Source organism: Candidatus Pelagibacter sp. HIMB1636 (genome assembly GCF_052047675.1).
Lineage (GTDB): Bacteria > Pseudomonadota > Alphaproteobacteria > Pelagibacterales > Pelagibacteraceae > Pelagibacter.
In genome coordinates this window covers 163,297-179,318 of the sequence record NZ_JBNAJP010000001.1, presented here as the reverse complement: position 1 = coordinate 179,318, position 16,022 = coordinate 163,297, and the positions used below count along the sequence as shown (strand labels likewise).

Here is a 16,022-nt window from a genome sequence, read left to right as displayed (position 1 = left end):
TATGATTAAAGTTACATTTATTGGAGCTGGAAGTACTGTGTTTATGAAAAATATACTTACAGATATTTTGCTTGAAAAAAAATTCAGTAACTGTGAAATAGTTTTGCAAGATATTGATGAAAGACGATTAAAAACCTCAAATTTAGTCGCAGAAAAAGTTGCAAAATCAATAGGTGTAAATCCAAAAATTATAATTGAAAAAAATCAAAAAAAAGCACTCAGTGGAGCTGACTTCGTAATATTAATGTTTCAAATAGGAGGTTATGAGCCTTCTACAGTTATTGATTTTGAAATACCAGCAAAGTATGGACTAAAACAAACTATTGGTGACACTTTAGGAATAGGTGGAATTATGAGAGGATTGAGAACAGTTCCTGCCCTGTTGTCCGTTGCAAAAGATATGAATGAAGTTTGTCCGGGCGCAACTATGTTGCAGTATGTTAATCCTATGGCAATTAATTGTTTAGCATTGTCTAAATTTGCCCCTGAGCTTAAATATGTTGGGCTTTGTCATTCTGTGCAAGGAACTGCTGAAGATTTAGCAAAAGATATTGGTGAGGATATTAAAAATATTAGTTATGAATGTTCAGGTATCAATCATATGTCTTTTTATACTAAGTTTGAAAAAATTAATTCTGATGGAAAAAAAGAAAATCTTTATCCTAAAATTTTTAAAGCTGGAAAAGAAAAAACATTTGGAACCAATTGGGACGGATGCACGAATGAAGTTAGATATAAAGTTTTAGAAAAATTTGGATATTTTGTTACAGAATCATCCGAACACTTTGCAGAATATACTCCTTGGTTTATTAAAAATAACAGAGAGGATTTATTGAGTGAATTCAATATTCCAATTAATGAATATATTAGAAGGTGCAAAAAACAAATTAAAGAGTGGGATCAACAAGAGCAAAATTTATTAGATGGAGAAAAATTTGTTTGTGAGAAATCTTTAGAGTATGCTTCACGGATTATTGTATCAATTGTTGACGGAAAAGAAGACACAATTAATGGTAATGTTTTGAATAACAAGTTGATTTCTAATTTACCAGATGATTGTTGTGTTGAAGTACCATGTAAAATAAATAATGAAGGAATTAACCCACAAAAAGTTGGGGATTTACCAATGCATTTAGCAAACCTAATGAAAACTAATATAAATGTACAACAGTTAACTGTTGAAGCTTTAAGAACTAAAAAGAAAGATGCTATTTATCATGCAGCTATGTTGGATCCACTTACTTCCTCTTTATTAAGTTTAGATCAAATAAGTTCTATGGTAGATGAGTTGTTAATAGCTCATAAAAATTGGATACCAAAATTTAATTGACATGAAAAATAACTTTCCTAATGGTTTTTTTTGGGGGACTGCAACTGCAAGTTACCAAATAGAGGGTGCTATTGATAAAGATGGAAAGAGTAAAAGTATTTGGGATACTTTTACACATACACCTGGAAAAGTAAAAAATAATGAAAACGGGGATACAGCTGTAGATCATTATCATAGATACGAAGAAGATATTGAGTTGATGGCTAATATAAATCTAAATTCCTATAGATTTTCTTTAGCGTGGACTAGGATTATTCCAGAAGGAAAAGGTAAAATAAATCCAAAAGGGATAGATTTTTATTCAAGATTAATTGACAAATGTTTAGAAAAAAATATTGAACCTTTCATAACTTTATATCACTGGGATCTTCCTCAATCTCTACAAGATAAAGGAGGTTGGGCAAATAGAGATATGACAAATATATTTGCAGATTATTCAGAGTCTATTGTTAAAAATTTTGGAGACAGATGTAATCATTTTATCACATTTAATGAACCAGCTGTTTTTACAATTTATGGATATGTAGATGGTTATATGGCTCCAGGATACAAAGATTTAGAGAAATATTTTGCATCAATACATAATGTTAATCTTGCACATGGTACAGCTTTTCAAGCAATGAAAGCTTTAAACAATAATATTAAAATTGGTTGTTCATTTAATATGGCACCCTGTATTCCTGCTACAAAATCAAGTGAAGATCTTCATGCTACTAAATTATTTGATACTTATTGGAATAGATCATTTGCTGACCCTATGTATCTTGGAAAGTATCCAGAATTATTAATTGATAATGTCTCAAAACATATTCAACAAGATGACATGAAAACTATTTTTCAAAAAAATGATTTTATAGGATTAAACCATTATCAACATTATAGAATTAAAGCTGACAACAATAATTTACTTAAAGCAAGAGGAGCAGTTAATGATGAATTACCTTTTGGTCTTGAAGATAAAGATACAAAGTTAACTCTTATGGGATGGGAAATTGTTCCAGATGCTTATTATGATCAAATTATGGATTTAAAAAATAATTATGGAAATCCAGATATTTATTTAACTGAAAACGGAGCTGCATATCCAGATTTAATTGAAAAAAATGGAGAAATAAACGACACCGATCGTATTGATTATTTTAAAAAATATTTAAATGCTGTAAAAAAATCTATTGATGATGGAGCTAAAGTTAAAAGCTATTTTGCATGGACATTCATGGATAATTTTGAATGGGCATTAGGATTTGAAAAGAGATTTGGAATAGTGCACGTTGATTTTAAGACTTTAAAAAGAACTCCTAAAAAGTCATATTATTTTTTCAAAAAACTTGTGGAAGAGAATTCCATTCCACTAGACTTTTAATTTATTAAATCCAAATATAAAGCTGCTGACCAAGAAAAATTATTAGCACCATAAGGAGTTCCTGATTTACAACTGTAGTATTCATGAAAATCCTTTTCATGCATTAAATCTAATGTATGTGATTTTATTTTATTAGCAAAATTAGGGTCTTTTTCCAATAATCCTTTATATAAGATCCAATTACAATTAATCCAAACAGGTCCTCTCCAATATCTTATCTCCTCAAAATATTTGCTATCAGGCTTTATTGACGAAAAGAAATATTTTTCATTCGAATTATACTTTTTTAAACTTTGAATTATCGAATTATTAATTTCTTTATTTTGAATATCTGCAAACAAAATAAAATAATTTGTAATAGAAGGGATTTCTAAAGATTGCTTATTTAAAACATCGAATGAATAAAATGAATTATCATTTTGATTATATAAACTAATCAATTTATTTTCAGTTTTTGTTATTTTTTTTTCAATTGAAGCACAGTCAATATTATTTTTTGTTGCAATATAGACTAGATCTTTGCAAGCTTTCAAAAACAAAGAATTAAAACCTATATCAGCAACATTAAACATTGAAATATCGTAGAGCTTTTCAGGATTATATTTTTCATTTCTGAACTGATTTAAAAGAGTAATATAACAATCGTAATCTCTTTTAAGTGGTCGTACATCACTACTTGAGACATCCAAATCTCTTCTTTTATATTCCAAATTTTCTTCAATTAAAATTTTACTTAAAGGAAAATCCCATAAAGGCGAATTATCTGTGCCACTTTCCCAAGGATGTAATATTGATACTAAACCAGTATCATTTGGGTCTCTATATTTATAAAACCATTCTAAATATTTTTTTGTTTTTTTTATTAAGTTCAAAATTCTTTTCATTTCACTCGAACTAAATTCATTCTTATCTAACATTAATTTTAAAATACTTGAGACTATAGGTGGTTGAGTTATTCCAGATGATGGAATTTTATCGCCACACTGCCAAGTATTATGATTGGGAAAATAATTTTCATCCTTTTGATGAAACAAAATATGAGGAACCATACCGTCTGACCATTGTCCTTCGAACAACTTTTCTAACTCAACTATTGCGTATTCTTTATTAAAATAAGAATAACCGAGGGCTATATATGCTGAGTCCCAATTCCATTGAGCTGGGTACAACTTATTGTTTGTAGGCAGAGTGTATCCCTCACGCCTATTATTTAATAAAATATTCTCAGCTTCTCTTTTTAACAAACTCATTAACCCTTAACGCTCCCTGATGTTAATCCACTAACTAAATATTTTTCAAAATAAACAAAAATAAATAAAATTGGTAAAGTTACAACTACTGAACCAGCCATTAAATATTGTCTTGGTGTTTCAGCTCCTACGTTTAAGAACTGTATTGCTCTTGATAATGTAAATGAGCTAGGGCTATCTAAAAACATTAGTGAAAATAAAAACTCATTCCAGGCAATCATAAATACATATAATGCTACAGAGGCAATTGCTGGTAAACTTAAAGGTAAAATGATTTTAACAATTATTCCAAACCAATTTTGTCCATCCATTATACCCGCTTCTTCAAGTTCTTTTGGTATACTTTTGAAATATCCTTGGAGCATATAAATTGCAACTGGCAGTGTTGTGGCTGTATAAATAATTAATAATCCAAATACAGAATTTCTTAGACCTAATTGACTAAAAACTGTGTAAAGAGGTATGACGAGGACAATAGCTGGAAACATATATATAATTAAAATAGAAGTAGATAAAAAATGTTTTCCAAAAAAGTTTAATCTTGCTACTGCATAAGCTGCTGGGATCCCAAGTAATAAAGTAATTATAACCGTGCCTACTGAAACAATTGAACTATTAAGCATGTACCTGCCAAAATTATATTCTGTAAAAACCACAATATAGGATTTGAATAAGGTTTTTATATCTTGTGTTAAATCAACACTGAAATCTAAAGGATTAATTAATAAAAGGGCTTGGGTCTTGAAGCTTGTTACTAGCATCAAGTAAAAAGGGAATAAAATTACAAAAGAAAAAAAGATTATTCCAAATAAGGTTAAAAAATCAAAAAATATAATTTGTGCAGAAAAATCATAATTAAAATGTTTTTTATTATAATTAGATAGCTTATTAACAAAAAATAATAGTATAAGAAATGTACCTATATAATGCCAAACAGGTAAAGAACTATTAATAAAATAATCAACTAAAACAAACACAGATGCTAATAAAATTACTTTAGATAATTTGTTAAATTTTTCACTTAAGAAAATTGAAATAATAGAAATTATAATTCCACTTAAAAAATAAAAATTAAAATTTAAAGTTTGAAGCTCAATTCCTTGTAATGTGGATAAAATTTTCCAAATAGAAATCAGTGAAAATAAAAAAAATGAGGAAATTAGACTAAATGTGATAATTGATTTAATTCTCATTGGCTCTTTTTCCTATAAGCTTAAAATAAATTAACATAAAAAATAAAAGTAATAATACAATCACCATTGATACAGCAGATCCCATTCCAATATTTCCTATTGAAAATCCCTGTTCATAGACATTAATTGGAAGTGTTCTTGTTCCTGACGCACCTCCTGTTAAAAGAAAAATATCTTCGAACTTATTAAAATTCCAAATAAACCTAATCATAAACAAAATTGAAATCACTGCAGTAATCTGTGGCAATGTTATATTCATAAATTTAGTGTAAGGCCCAGCACCATCAATATCTGCTGCCTCATAAAGTTCTTTAGGAACTGCTTGAAGTCTTGCTAATATAAAAAGAAAAGCTAAAGGAAAATATCTCCAGATTTCAAAGATAATAACAGTTGTAAGCGCTAATCTTAATTTAAATTCAAAACCAAAAATAAAAATTGATACATACTTTTGACCTAATAAATTTATTGGCTTATCTATTATACTATAATTCAGTAATAGATTATTTAAAGTACCACTATTAGGATCTAATAGAAGTTCCCATGTAAAAGCTAAGGCCACAACTGGAGCCACATAAGGAAACAATAACGTACTTCTTACAAAGCTTCGACCTCTAAACTTTTGATTTACCATTTGTGCTGACAAAATTCCAAAAACAATCGCACCCACAGTTCCAAAAAAAGTATAATAAAATGTTGTTAATAATAAATCTTTAAATTCATAGTTTGTGATTACTTTTTTAAAATTTGACAAAGTAAAATCACTTGTCAAAAGTATGTTATCTGCTTTTCCCTTTAAATTAGGTTTATTTAATTTAAATTGTTTTTTATCAATTTTTTCACCATTTTTTGTCTCAAAAAAAATTATAAATTGCTCTCTGTATTTTTTTGACCAATTACCAAAATCACACTGAACTTTATTTGAAGTGAACTTACATCTCTCATCTAAATCAATCGGTTTAACATTACTTGGGAATTTATCTTGAAATTTAACATTTCTAATATCTTGAATTAAGGAACTATTTCTTAATTTATATATAATCTTTATTTTTGAATCTTCGTTTTTAATAGATTTAACTATTTTTTTAGCTCGTGGCTCTGGAATTCTTATATCTTTTAATTGAACTTCCTTAAAACTAATCCAAACGTTTGAAAATATTGGAAATAATACTATTGCAAATACTATTAAAACTGCTGGCAAAGTTAAGGCATAAGCAGTTCTTTTTTCTATTTTTGAAAGTGAATTACTCATAAAAAAAGCGGATAATTAATATTATCCGCTTTTTTAAAAAATTAAAATTAATTGAACTGTGCTAATGCAGTATTGATCATATCAACTGCTTCATCAACATCAATTTGATCATCAATATATAATCTTGTTATTCTATTAATGAATTGAGAATTGATAACTTTAGAAGCTCTAGAAAGTTCACCTTCTTTAACTCCCCATCTATTAGCAGTATCTAAACCAGCTACAATGTTATCGATAACATCTGCTGAATAAAGATCAGTTAATGGAGCTTTTCTATCTACTCCAACTGGAAGTTTTGACCAAGCTTTAGTATACGCAGCTGGATCACTTGCATTACCTCTTCTTACAGGAAATTTTCCTTCAGGAGCAATTGCTAAAGTTGAAGTATATCCTTCATCCATAGAATAAAGAATAAACTGTTTAGCTTCATCCGTATCTGCATCAGCTGTTATACCAAAGTATCTTACATCTGCCCAAGCAGCACCTTTTTTATTGTTCGGTCCACTAAAGTTTGTAATGAAACCAGTTTTTGATGCTAACTCACTTGAAGTTGGATCGTCATTTATTGTTGGAGGAGCAGAATCTCTTAACCCTGCTAACTCATCCATAATAAATGGAGACCAGATAATCATTGGAGTTTTACCTGCAAAATAAAGTTCTCTAGATTGCTTCCAGTATAATTCACCTTCTGGACTAGCTTTTGCAATTGTTTTATAAAACTCTAAAGCTTTTTTAAGTTTGTTTCCTTGTTTTTTAATACCACCTTTTTTAACTACGTTAACTCCATTAGCCAATAATACATGTTCTAAAACCTGACTCATGAAGTTTTCGTCTGTTTTTGTAGCAGCAACAAATCCAAACATATCACTTGAAGATAAAACCTCTATTGCTTTGGTGATATTTGCATAACTAGTTGGTGGCTCTAAACCCGCTTTCTCAAAAAGATCTTTTCTATAAACGATCATTTGAGTCCAACCATCAACTGGAACAGCAGCAATTTTTGATCCTTGCTTAGCCATTTTTAATGCTCCAGGTGCAAAAGTTTTCTTACCTAATTCTTTAACTACATCATTGTTAGCATCAACATCTAAAATTCCTGCTTCAGCCCATGGCAATACATATTGAAGTGTATGATAAATTACATCAGGTAAATCACCTGCTGCAGCTGCAGCTGTTGCTCTTTTACCTAATTCTTTCTCATCGATTGGAATAACTTCAACTGCAATACCAGTTTTTGCTTCGAAAGCTTTAGCCATATCTTCTTGCTTAGCCATTCTTGCTGGTTGAGTTTCAGTTGTCCAAAACTTGATATCTGCAAAAGCAACATTATTAATAAAAAATGCTAAAGCAGATAATACTATTAATGTTTTTTTAAACATTGTTATCTCCTTATTATTATTTTAATTAAACCTTATTATTTTTAAAAAGAAATTTCTTATGCAATAGTGTCATATCTCGTTTGAGTAAGTTTCAACAAGAAATGAAAAAAACCTTTATTTAAAGGCTAAATTATTGCTATCAAATAAATGACATTTGTTTAGATCGAAACTTAAGCTAAGATTGTCGCCTACGTTAACTTTGCTGGCTCCATCAGTTTGAACTACTAGAGGTTCTCCCTCTTTTTCAAGATACAAAAAAGTAGATGAACCTAATTTTTCAATTACGAATACTTTGCTTTCCCAGCAATTTTCGCCTCCATTGATTAAGATATGCTCAGGTCTGATACCAATTTTAACACTATCACCAGGTGAAACTTTATCTGAAATTTTTGGAACAATAATTTTCCCTTGTCCTGAAATTTCAACTTCTGTTCCAGAATTATTAGAACTTAGAACTTTAGAATTAATAAAGTTCATCTTTGGTGAACCAATAAATCCACCTACAAATAAATTTTCTGGCTCATTATATAATTTTAAAGGTGATCCTTTTTGAGAAACAATACCCTGGTCCAATACAACTATATCATCTGCAAGTGTCATTGCTTCTGTTTGATCGTGTGTAACATAAATCATTGTTGCATTTAATTGATCATGCAATTTAGCTAATTCTACTCTCATCTGAACTCTTAAAGCTGCATCTAAATTGGACAAAGGTTCGTCAAACAAAAATACTTTTGGTTTTCTTGTAATAGCTCTACCAATTGCAACTCTTTGTCTTTGTCCCCCTGATAATTGTTTTGGTTTTCTCTCTAAGTATTCTTCAATTTGAAGAATTTTAGCAGCTTCCATAACTCTTTCTGTAATTTCTTCTTTAGATTTTTTTTCAATCTTTAATCCAAAAGCCATATTATCAAACACTGTCATGTGTGGATACAAAGCATATGATTGAAAAACCATTGCGATATTTCTTTCTTTAGGAGGAAGGTCATTTACAACTTGTCCATCTATTGAAATTGTTCCTGAGTTGATCTCCTCTAAGCCAGCAATCATTCTTAACATTGTTGATTTTCCACATCCGCTTGGTCCAACCAATACAGTGAAAGATTCACTTTTTATATCCAAAGACACATCTTTGATCACATGCGTAGATCCAAAAGATTTATTTATATTAGAAATATTTATCTCAGCCATCTTGAGTTAATAATTATATTGTAATTTTATTTTTAATTTGTTTATATTTGGTAAGCATATTTATAAACTGGAGAAAACACAATGAGTAAAATTGCAATTATTGGAGCAGGACCTTGCGGTCTATCAATGTTAAGAGCATTCGAACACTTAGAAAATAAAGGTGAAAAAATTCCTGAAATAGTTTGTTTTGAAAAACAAGAAGATTGGGGAGGTTTGTGGAACTATAATTGGAGAACAGGTAGTGACCAATACGGGGACCCAATTCATAATAGTATGTATAGATATTTATGGTCAAATGGTCCTAAAGAATGTTTAGAGTTTGCAGATTATTCTTTTGATGAACATTTTGGACAGCCAATTCCTTCTTTTCCGCCAAGAGAAGTTTTGCAAGATTATATACTTGGAAGAGTAAGCAAAGGTAAAATTAAAAATAAAATAAAACTAAACACAAGAGTTACAAATGTAACTTTCAGCAATGAAAAATTTGAAATTACTTATCAAGACAAAGCTAAAGACGAAATTTTAAAAGATACATTTGATTATTTGGTTGTGTCTACTGGTCATTTCTCTGTTCCATTTATTCCTGAATACAAGGGAATGAATTCTTTTCCAGGAAGAATAATGCATTCACATGATTTTAGAGATGCAGAGGAGTTTAGAGGAAAAGATGTGATTGTTTTAGGAAGCAGTTATTCAGCTGAGGATGTTGCTCTACAGTGTAATAAATATGGGGCCAAAAGTGTAACTATTGGATATCGAAATGTACCTATGGGATTTAAGTGGCCTAAAGGTATGAAAGAAGTTCATTATCTAGATAGATTGGAAGGAAAAAAAGCAATTTTTAAAGATGGTACAGAACAAGATGCAGATGCAATAATCTTGTGCACTGGTTACCTGCATCATTTTCCATTTTTAGATGAAAGCATAAAGTTAAAAACACATAACAGATTGTATCCACCGAAATTATATAAAGGAGTTGTTTGGCAAGATAATCACAAACTTTTATATCTTGGTATGCAAGACCAATTCCATACTTTTAATATGTTTGATTGCCAAGCTTGGTTTGCAAGAGATGTGATCATGGGGAAAATTAAAATGCCAAGTGCTGATGATATCAATAAAGATATCAATAAATGGGTTGCTATGGAGGAAAAATTAGAAAACCCAGATCAAATGATTGATTTTCAAACTGAGTACACGAAAGAACTTCATGATATGTCTGATTATCCAAAAATAGATTTTGAATTAATTAGAAAACATTTCAAAGAATGGGAACATCATAAAGTAGAAGACATCTTAACTTACAGAAACAAATCGTTTTCATCACCTGTTACAGGTTCTGTTGCACCTATACACCATACTCCATGGGAAACTGCAATGGACGACTCGATGAAAACTTTTTTAAATAAATAATTAATAGTTAACTTTTAATTTTTTATTTTTTGTGATTGCACTTAATAGTGCAAACATAAGTGGTATTTTATTTCTATTAATTTTTTTCAGTATGTAGGGTGCTATCTCTCTAGCAAGATCTGCGCCCTCAACTGTATCATTTTTCATAAATTTATTTTTTGCAATTTTAAAAGTATAGCCTTTCCCTAAGTATTCACCCATTTTGCTATTTCTTCCTCCAACTGCACTAACATATAAGTCACCCACTCCAGCTAACCCATGAACTGTTTCTTTTTTACCTCTAAAATATTTTATTAAATATTCCATTTCATCTAATGATTTTCTAAATAAAGCTGAAGCAGTATTTTCACCTTCACCCGATCCAATAATCATTGAATATATGTTCTTAATTGCAGATGAAAATTCAACTCCTTTCACATCACTTGAATATTCTGTTTTGTAATATTTAGTTGAGATTAATTTTCCTATATTTTTTGCAATATTAATATTCTTATTTGCTATCACAGTGTAACTTTTTATTTTTTTTGCTAACTCTTTTGCTAGACAAGGTCCTTTTAAAACTGAAATATTTAAATTTTTATTTCCTTTATTTAGTTGCTCCGACATAGTAATAATTTTTTTATTATTTCGATCATATTTAAGACCTTTGGTCAAAACGAGAATAGAAACTTTTCTTTTTATATTTTTTAAATGCTGTCTAACCATTTCAATTCCAATAGAACTTACTGCAACAACAACTAATTCCCATTTTTCATTAAGTAAGTCTGATGAAAATTTTTTGATTGAAACTTTTTTTGACAATTTAAGTTTTAATGCTGGATGAAATTTGTTTTTGGTTATTAATTTATTTAATAGATTTTTACTGTAAGGCTCGGTTAAAGTTACTCTATGATTATTGTCAGCAAGGGGAAAAGTAAATGCAGCACCCATTGCGCCCGCTCCTATTATTAAAACTTTTTTCATAAGACTAGTTACGCTAAAGTTTTTTTAATTGCTAGTTTCCACCCCGCTAAAAGTTCGTTTCTTAATGTTTTTTTAATATTTGGAGAGAAAACACGATCTTTTTTCCACATATTTTTGATTTGATTTAAAGATTTATATTCTCCTATTTGAAGTCCAGCTAATAAAGCTACACCCAAAGCAGTTGTCTCTAATATTTTTGGTCTAACTACTTTTAAATTAATAATGTCAGCTAAAAATTGTGTGAACCAATTATTTGCAACCATTCCACCATCTACCTTAACTATTCTTGGTTTCAAACCATCCTTGTTCATTGAATCAAACAAATCAAAACTTTGATAACCAACAGATTCTACGGTTGCTCTTACTATACTTTTCCAATCACTGTCTCTTGTTAGTCCTGTGATTACTCCTCTTGCATCTGGTCTCCAATAAGGTGCTCCCATTCCGCTAAAAGCTGGTACAACAAAAACACCGTCATTAATTTTAGATGATTTTGAAATTTTTTCAGTTTCAGGTGCTTTTTTGATCAATTTTACTTTATCTCTTAACCATTGTACTCCTGCGCCAGCTATAAAAATTGAACCTTCTAAGGCGTAAGTATTTTTATTATTTAATCGATAGCAAATAGTAGTCAGTAATTTGTTTTTCGAATTAATTTTTTTTGGACCAGTATTCATAATAACAAATGCACCAGTACCATATGTACTTTTTATAGATCCTTTTTCAAAACAAGTTTGTCCAAATGCTGCAGCCTGCTGATCACCAAGAACTGCAGAAATTGAAATTTCGACCCCTGTAATTTTTTTATCTGTTTTTCCAAAATTATCTGCTGAGTTTTTGACTTCTGGTAAAATCTTAAGTGGAATATTTAGTTTTTTTAAAATTTCTTTGTCCCATTTATTGTTATTAATATTATACAGCATTGTTCGGCTTGCATTAGATGCTTCAGTTAAATGCTGCTTACCTTTTGTTAATTTCCAAATTAAAAATGTATCTACAGTCCCAAACAATAAATCATTTGAACTAAGAAGTTTTTTGGAAATTTTAACATTGTCTAAAATCCATTTAATTTTTGTTGCTGAAAAATATGGATCTATAAATAATCCAGTTTTATTTCTAAATAGATTTTCATAATTTTTTTTCTTAAGCAATTTACAGTAATCTTGGGTTCTTCTATCTTGCCATACAATTGCATTATAAATTGGCTTTCCTGTTTTTTTATTCCATAGAATTGTTGTTTCCCTTTGATTTGTAATTCCAATTGTAAGTATGTGACCTTTTAATTTTTTGGCTTTATTTATTACTTGTTTTAAAGCTTTAAGTGTTGTGGACCAGATCTCATTTGGATTATGTTCTACCCAACCATTTTTTGGAAAATATTGTTTAAATTCAAATTGTGAAACAAAAACAATATTACCTTTTATGTCAAATAAAATTACTCTTGAAGATGTTGTTCCTTGATCAATAGAAATAATAAATTTTTTCAATGGACTAAGCTATGCCTAAGTGTTTTTTTCTTTTCTCAACCCAAGTTCTGATTAAATTATCAAAAATCAATCCTATGAAAGCAACACAGATACCTAGAGTTAATCCTATTCCAGCTCCATTTTTATCTGACAATGCCTTTAAAATGTACTGGCCTAGATCTTCTGTTCCAATAAAGGCTCCAATAATGACCATAAATAAAGCAAATACGATTGTTTGATTTATTCCAAGCATCATATGTGGGAAAGCTAATGGAAATTCAATCTTAGTTAATCTTTGAAATTTATTAACACCTGACATCGTTGCTGCTTCATGCAAACCAGCAGGTACACTTCTTAACCCTTCAATAGTATATCTGGTTGCTGGAATTGTAGCGTAAACAATTACAGCAATTAATACTGAAGTATCTGTAATTCCAAACAGCATCATTACAGGAATTAGGTATACAAATGATGGGAAAGTTTGAAAAATATCACAAACCCCTAACATAAATGCTGCAGACTTTTTGTTTTGAAAACATAAAGTTCCAACTGTGAAGCCTATTAAACAAGAAACAACTACTCCAAAAGTTGCCATGTACAATGTAACCAATGCTCTATCCCACCAAGGACTTAATGCTATAAATAAAGTTAAAGCAGCAACAACTAATGCTGATCTAATTCCTCCAATTAAATAACCAGCACCTACAGCTAACACTAAAGTAGCAACAGCTGGCATTCTTAGATACAGAGCTCTCATTGGTTGAAGCACTTCTGTAATTAACCATGTATTAAATGCTTTTATGTAAACAAAGAATGTATCAAAAATCCAATCTACACCCTTGTTCCAAAAATCAGCTGTTGAAAATCCTTTGTTGTGTGGAACTTCAAATAAATAATTAAATGTATCTTTAAAAATAAATGTTCCGATATAAGCAAGAATAGCTCCAACAACTACTGATCCACCAAAAAATATAATATTTTTATTTCTTTGGAAAAAAGTAAGATTGCCGAAATAATCTTGTTGTTGATTTGCCCACGCTAATGACATTTTATCTAATAGAATTGCAATCAAACTAATACATAAACCTGCCTCAAGAGCGAGACCAATGTTAAGTTGGTTCAAAGCAAGCAATAGATTAAATCCTAATCCTTTAGCACCAATAAACGCAGAGATTACTGCCATAGAAAAACAAACCATAATTACTTGGTTAACTCCTATTAAGATATCTCTTCTTGCGGTTGGAATAAGTACTTTAGTCATTAACTGCCAATTTGTACAACCACTCATTCTTCCTGCTTCGATGACTTCTGGAGGAACTGCTCGTAGTCCAAGAATAGTTAATAAAATCATTGGAGGAACTGCTACTACCATTGTAATTATTACAGCTGCATGATCACCAACACCGAACAAAACAAGGGCAGGAACTAATACTGCGTATTGAGGCATTGTTTGCATCACTAAAAGAATTGGATACAAAGCATTTTCAACTCTTTTACTTTTGTAAGCAGCAATACCTAAACTGATACCGAATGCAAATGACAGAGGAACAGCTACTAATATAAAAGAAAGTGTTTGCATTGAAGGTTTCCACTGACCAAAGATTGAAATATAGACCATTGTTAAACCTGCAAATATAGCAAGTCCTATACCACTCAGTTTATATGCAAGTATTGTCGCTCCGGCTGCAACGATAGTCCAAGGTAAACCTGGTAATTCTAACCAAGGATAAGCATCAATAAAATCCCAGCTCGTGAATGCAACTATAGTTTCTAAACCTCCAAGCAAAATTTCTCTAATCAACTCAATCAAAAACGTCATAAAAGACGTCAAATTTCTACTAATCTCTAATAACAGTGGTCTTGTTTTGAACTCTTGAGTATCTTCATTCCAAAACTCCATTGGCATCCACTCGTTCATCAAGAAAAATAAAGTGTCGTTTATCCAAATAGGTAGCCACCCAAGTAAAGGTGGTAATCTCCAAAATACATCGAAAGCATAATATCGGACTTCTTTACCTAGAAAAAAATAAACACTTTGGTTAGGATCTTTTACAAATTCTGCTTGGCCTCTTATGAATTTATAAGTTTCAGGAACTTCAATTGCAAAACATAGAGCAAAAAATACAACCAACAAAAATATCCATTGAAACAACTTTGGGTATTTTTTTAAATATTCCATGGTCTAGCTACTATTTTTTCTTCCTCCAAAAACTGTATCAATAATTGTTGAAGGTTTTATTGAACCAATAATATTGTTATTAGAGTCAACCACTCCTACAATTTTTTCTTGAGTAAGAATTTTTTCTGCAACATTTTCGATAATGTCGTCTTTTGAAACTTTTATATCTCCTAAATTATCTTTATTTGAACTATCCATTACATCTTCAATGACTAAAACTTTTTCTCTTGGAACTTCTTCGGTAAATTTTCTTACATATTCTGTAGCTGGATTTAAAACAATGTTGGCAGGTGTATCTAACTGTTCTATAATGCCATCTTTCATGATCGCAATTCGATCAGCTAATTTTAAAGCCTCGTCAAAATCATGAGTAATAAACATAATTGTTTTTTGTAATTTTTCTTGCAATCTTAAAAACTCGTCTTGCATTTCTTTTCTTATTAGTGGGTCTAATGCTGAAAACGGTTCATCTAAAAACCAAATATCAGGTTCTACTGCTAAAGACCGAGCGATCCCGACTCTTTGTTGTTGACCTCCTGAAAGCTCTCTTGGAAAATAATTTTCTCTTCCATCAAGTCCAACTAGTTTAACCATTTCCATTGCTCTACTAATACTATCTTCAGTCTTAATACCCTTTATCTGAAGTGGGAAAGCAATATTTTCTACAACTGTTTTATGAGGCAACAAGGCAAAACTTTGGAAAACCATTCCCATTTTATTTCTTCTAAGCTCAATTAATTCTTTATTGTTTAATTGAAGTAGATCTTGACCTTCTATGAAAATTTTTCCTCCAGTTGCATCTGTTAATCTTGAAATACATCTTAGTAATGTTGATTTACCTGACCCAGATAAACCCATTACTACTAGCATTTCTCCTTTTGAAACTTCAAACGAAGCGTTGTTAACTCCAACTATGCAACCGTTTTCTTGAAATGTCTTTGCATCTACATTGCCGTTGGACTCTTCAAGCATTTTTTTGGCATTCTCACCAAAAATTTTATAAACTGACTCACACTTAATAACGGTCTCAGACATAAATCTTTTCA

Annotated in this window: 12 protein-coding genes; 3 read left to right on the top strand and 9 right to left on the bottom strand. The window is 30.2% G+C overall.

What is annotated here, in order from left to right; all coding sequences use genetic code 11:
• Position 1 precedes the first annotated feature (1 nt).
• Positions 2 to 1,330 carry an alpha-glucosidase/alpha-galactosidase gene (locus ACTTA6_RS00905; protein ID WP_440614105.1) on the top strand — a complete coding sequence of 443 codons (1,329 nt, stop codon included), beginning with the start codon at positions 2 to 4 and terminating at the stop codon, positions 1,328 to 1,330.
• Between the two features lies 1 nt (position 1,331).
• Positions 1,332 to 2,693, top strand: coding sequence for a GH1 family beta-glucosidase (locus ACTTA6_RS00900; RefSeq protein ID WP_440614104.1), 1,362 nt, complete (start codon positions 1,332 to 1,334; stop codon positions 2,691 to 2,693).
• Here the strand turns inward: ACTTA6_RS00900 and ACTTA6_RS00895 are convergent.
• The 5 genes from ACTTA6_RS00895 to ACTTA6_RS00875 form a co-directional block, all read right to left on the bottom strand.
• Entirely contained in the window at positions 2,690 to 3,943 is a 1,254-nt protein-coding gene (locus tag ACTTA6_RS00895) for an MGH1-like glycoside hydrolase domain-containing protein (protein WP_440614103.1), read from the bottom strand. The genes ACTTA6_RS00900 and ACTTA6_RS00895 overlap by 4 nt on opposite strands.
• Positions 3,943 to 5,136 carry a carbohydrate ABC transporter permease gene (locus ACTTA6_RS00890; RefSeq protein ID WP_440614102.1) on the bottom strand — a complete coding sequence of 398 codons (1,194 nt, stop codon included), beginning with the start codon at positions 5,134 to 5,136 and terminating at the stop codon, positions 3,943 to 3,945. Before ACTTA6_RS00890 ends, ACTTA6_RS00895 begins: the two co-directional genes overlap by 1 nt.
• Positions 5,126 to 6,385 carry a carbohydrate ABC transporter permease gene (locus ACTTA6_RS00885; protein WP_440614101.1) on the bottom strand — a complete coding sequence of 420 codons (1,260 nt, stop codon included), beginning with the start codon at positions 6,383 to 6,385 and terminating at the stop codon, positions 5,126 to 5,128. The genes ACTTA6_RS00890 and ACTTA6_RS00885 overlap by 11 nt, the downstream gene beginning before the upstream one ends.
• A gap of 47 nt (positions 6,386 to 6,432) precedes the next feature.
• On the bottom strand, positions 6,433 to 7,764 hold the full coding sequence (locus tag ACTTA6_RS00880) for an ABC transporter substrate-binding protein (protein WP_440614100.1): 1,332 nt from the start codon (positions 7,762 to 7,764) through the stop codon (positions 6,433 to 6,435).
• A 114-nt stretch (positions 7,765 to 7,878) separates the two neighbouring features.
• Entirely contained in the window at positions 7,879 to 8,955 is a 1,077-nt protein-coding gene (locus tag ACTTA6_RS00875; protein WP_440614099.1) for an ABC transporter ATP-binding protein, read from the bottom strand.
• Positions 8,956 to 9,036: 81 nt separating this feature from the next.
• Between ACTTA6_RS00875 and ACTTA6_RS00870 the strand changes: the two genes are divergently transcribed.
• On the top strand, positions 9,037 to 10,368 hold the full coding sequence (locus ACTTA6_RS00870; protein WP_440614098.1) for an NAD(P)-binding domain-containing protein: 1,332 nt from the start codon (positions 9,037 to 9,039) through the stop codon (positions 10,366 to 10,368).
• Here ACTTA6_RS00870 and ACTTA6_RS00865 read toward each other — a convergent pair whose 3' ends face one another.
• Genes ACTTA6_RS00865 through ACTTA6_RS00850 form a run of 4 tightly spaced genes read right to left on the bottom strand, consistent with a single transcriptional unit; the run spans position 10,369 to position 16,011 of the window.
• A complete protein-coding gene (locus ACTTA6_RS00865) occupies positions 10,369 to 11,331 on the bottom strand; it encodes a 2-dehydropantoate 2-reductase N-terminal domain-containing protein (protein WP_440680343.1) in 963 nt (320 codons plus the stop codon).
• An 8-nt stretch (positions 11,332 to 11,339) separates the two neighbouring features.
• A complete protein-coding gene (gene glpK, locus ACTTA6_RS00860) occupies positions 11,340 to 12,818 on the bottom strand; it encodes a glycerol kinase GlpK (RefSeq protein ID WP_440614096.1) in 1,479 nt (492 codons plus the stop codon).
• A 4-nt stretch (positions 12,819 to 12,822) separates the two neighbouring features.
• Positions 12,823 to 14,976, bottom strand: a complete 2,154-nt coding sequence (locus ACTTA6_RS00855) for an ABC transporter permease (RefSeq protein WP_440614095.1) — start codon at positions 14,974 to 14,976, stop codon at positions 12,823 to 12,825.
• 3 nt (positions 14,977 to 14,979) lie between these two features.
• Entirely contained in the window at positions 14,980 to 16,011 is a 1,032-nt protein-coding gene (locus ACTTA6_RS00850) for a quaternary amine ABC transporter ATP-binding protein (RefSeq protein ID WP_440614094.1), read from the bottom strand.
• Positions 16,012 to 16,022: the final 11 nt, after the last annotated feature.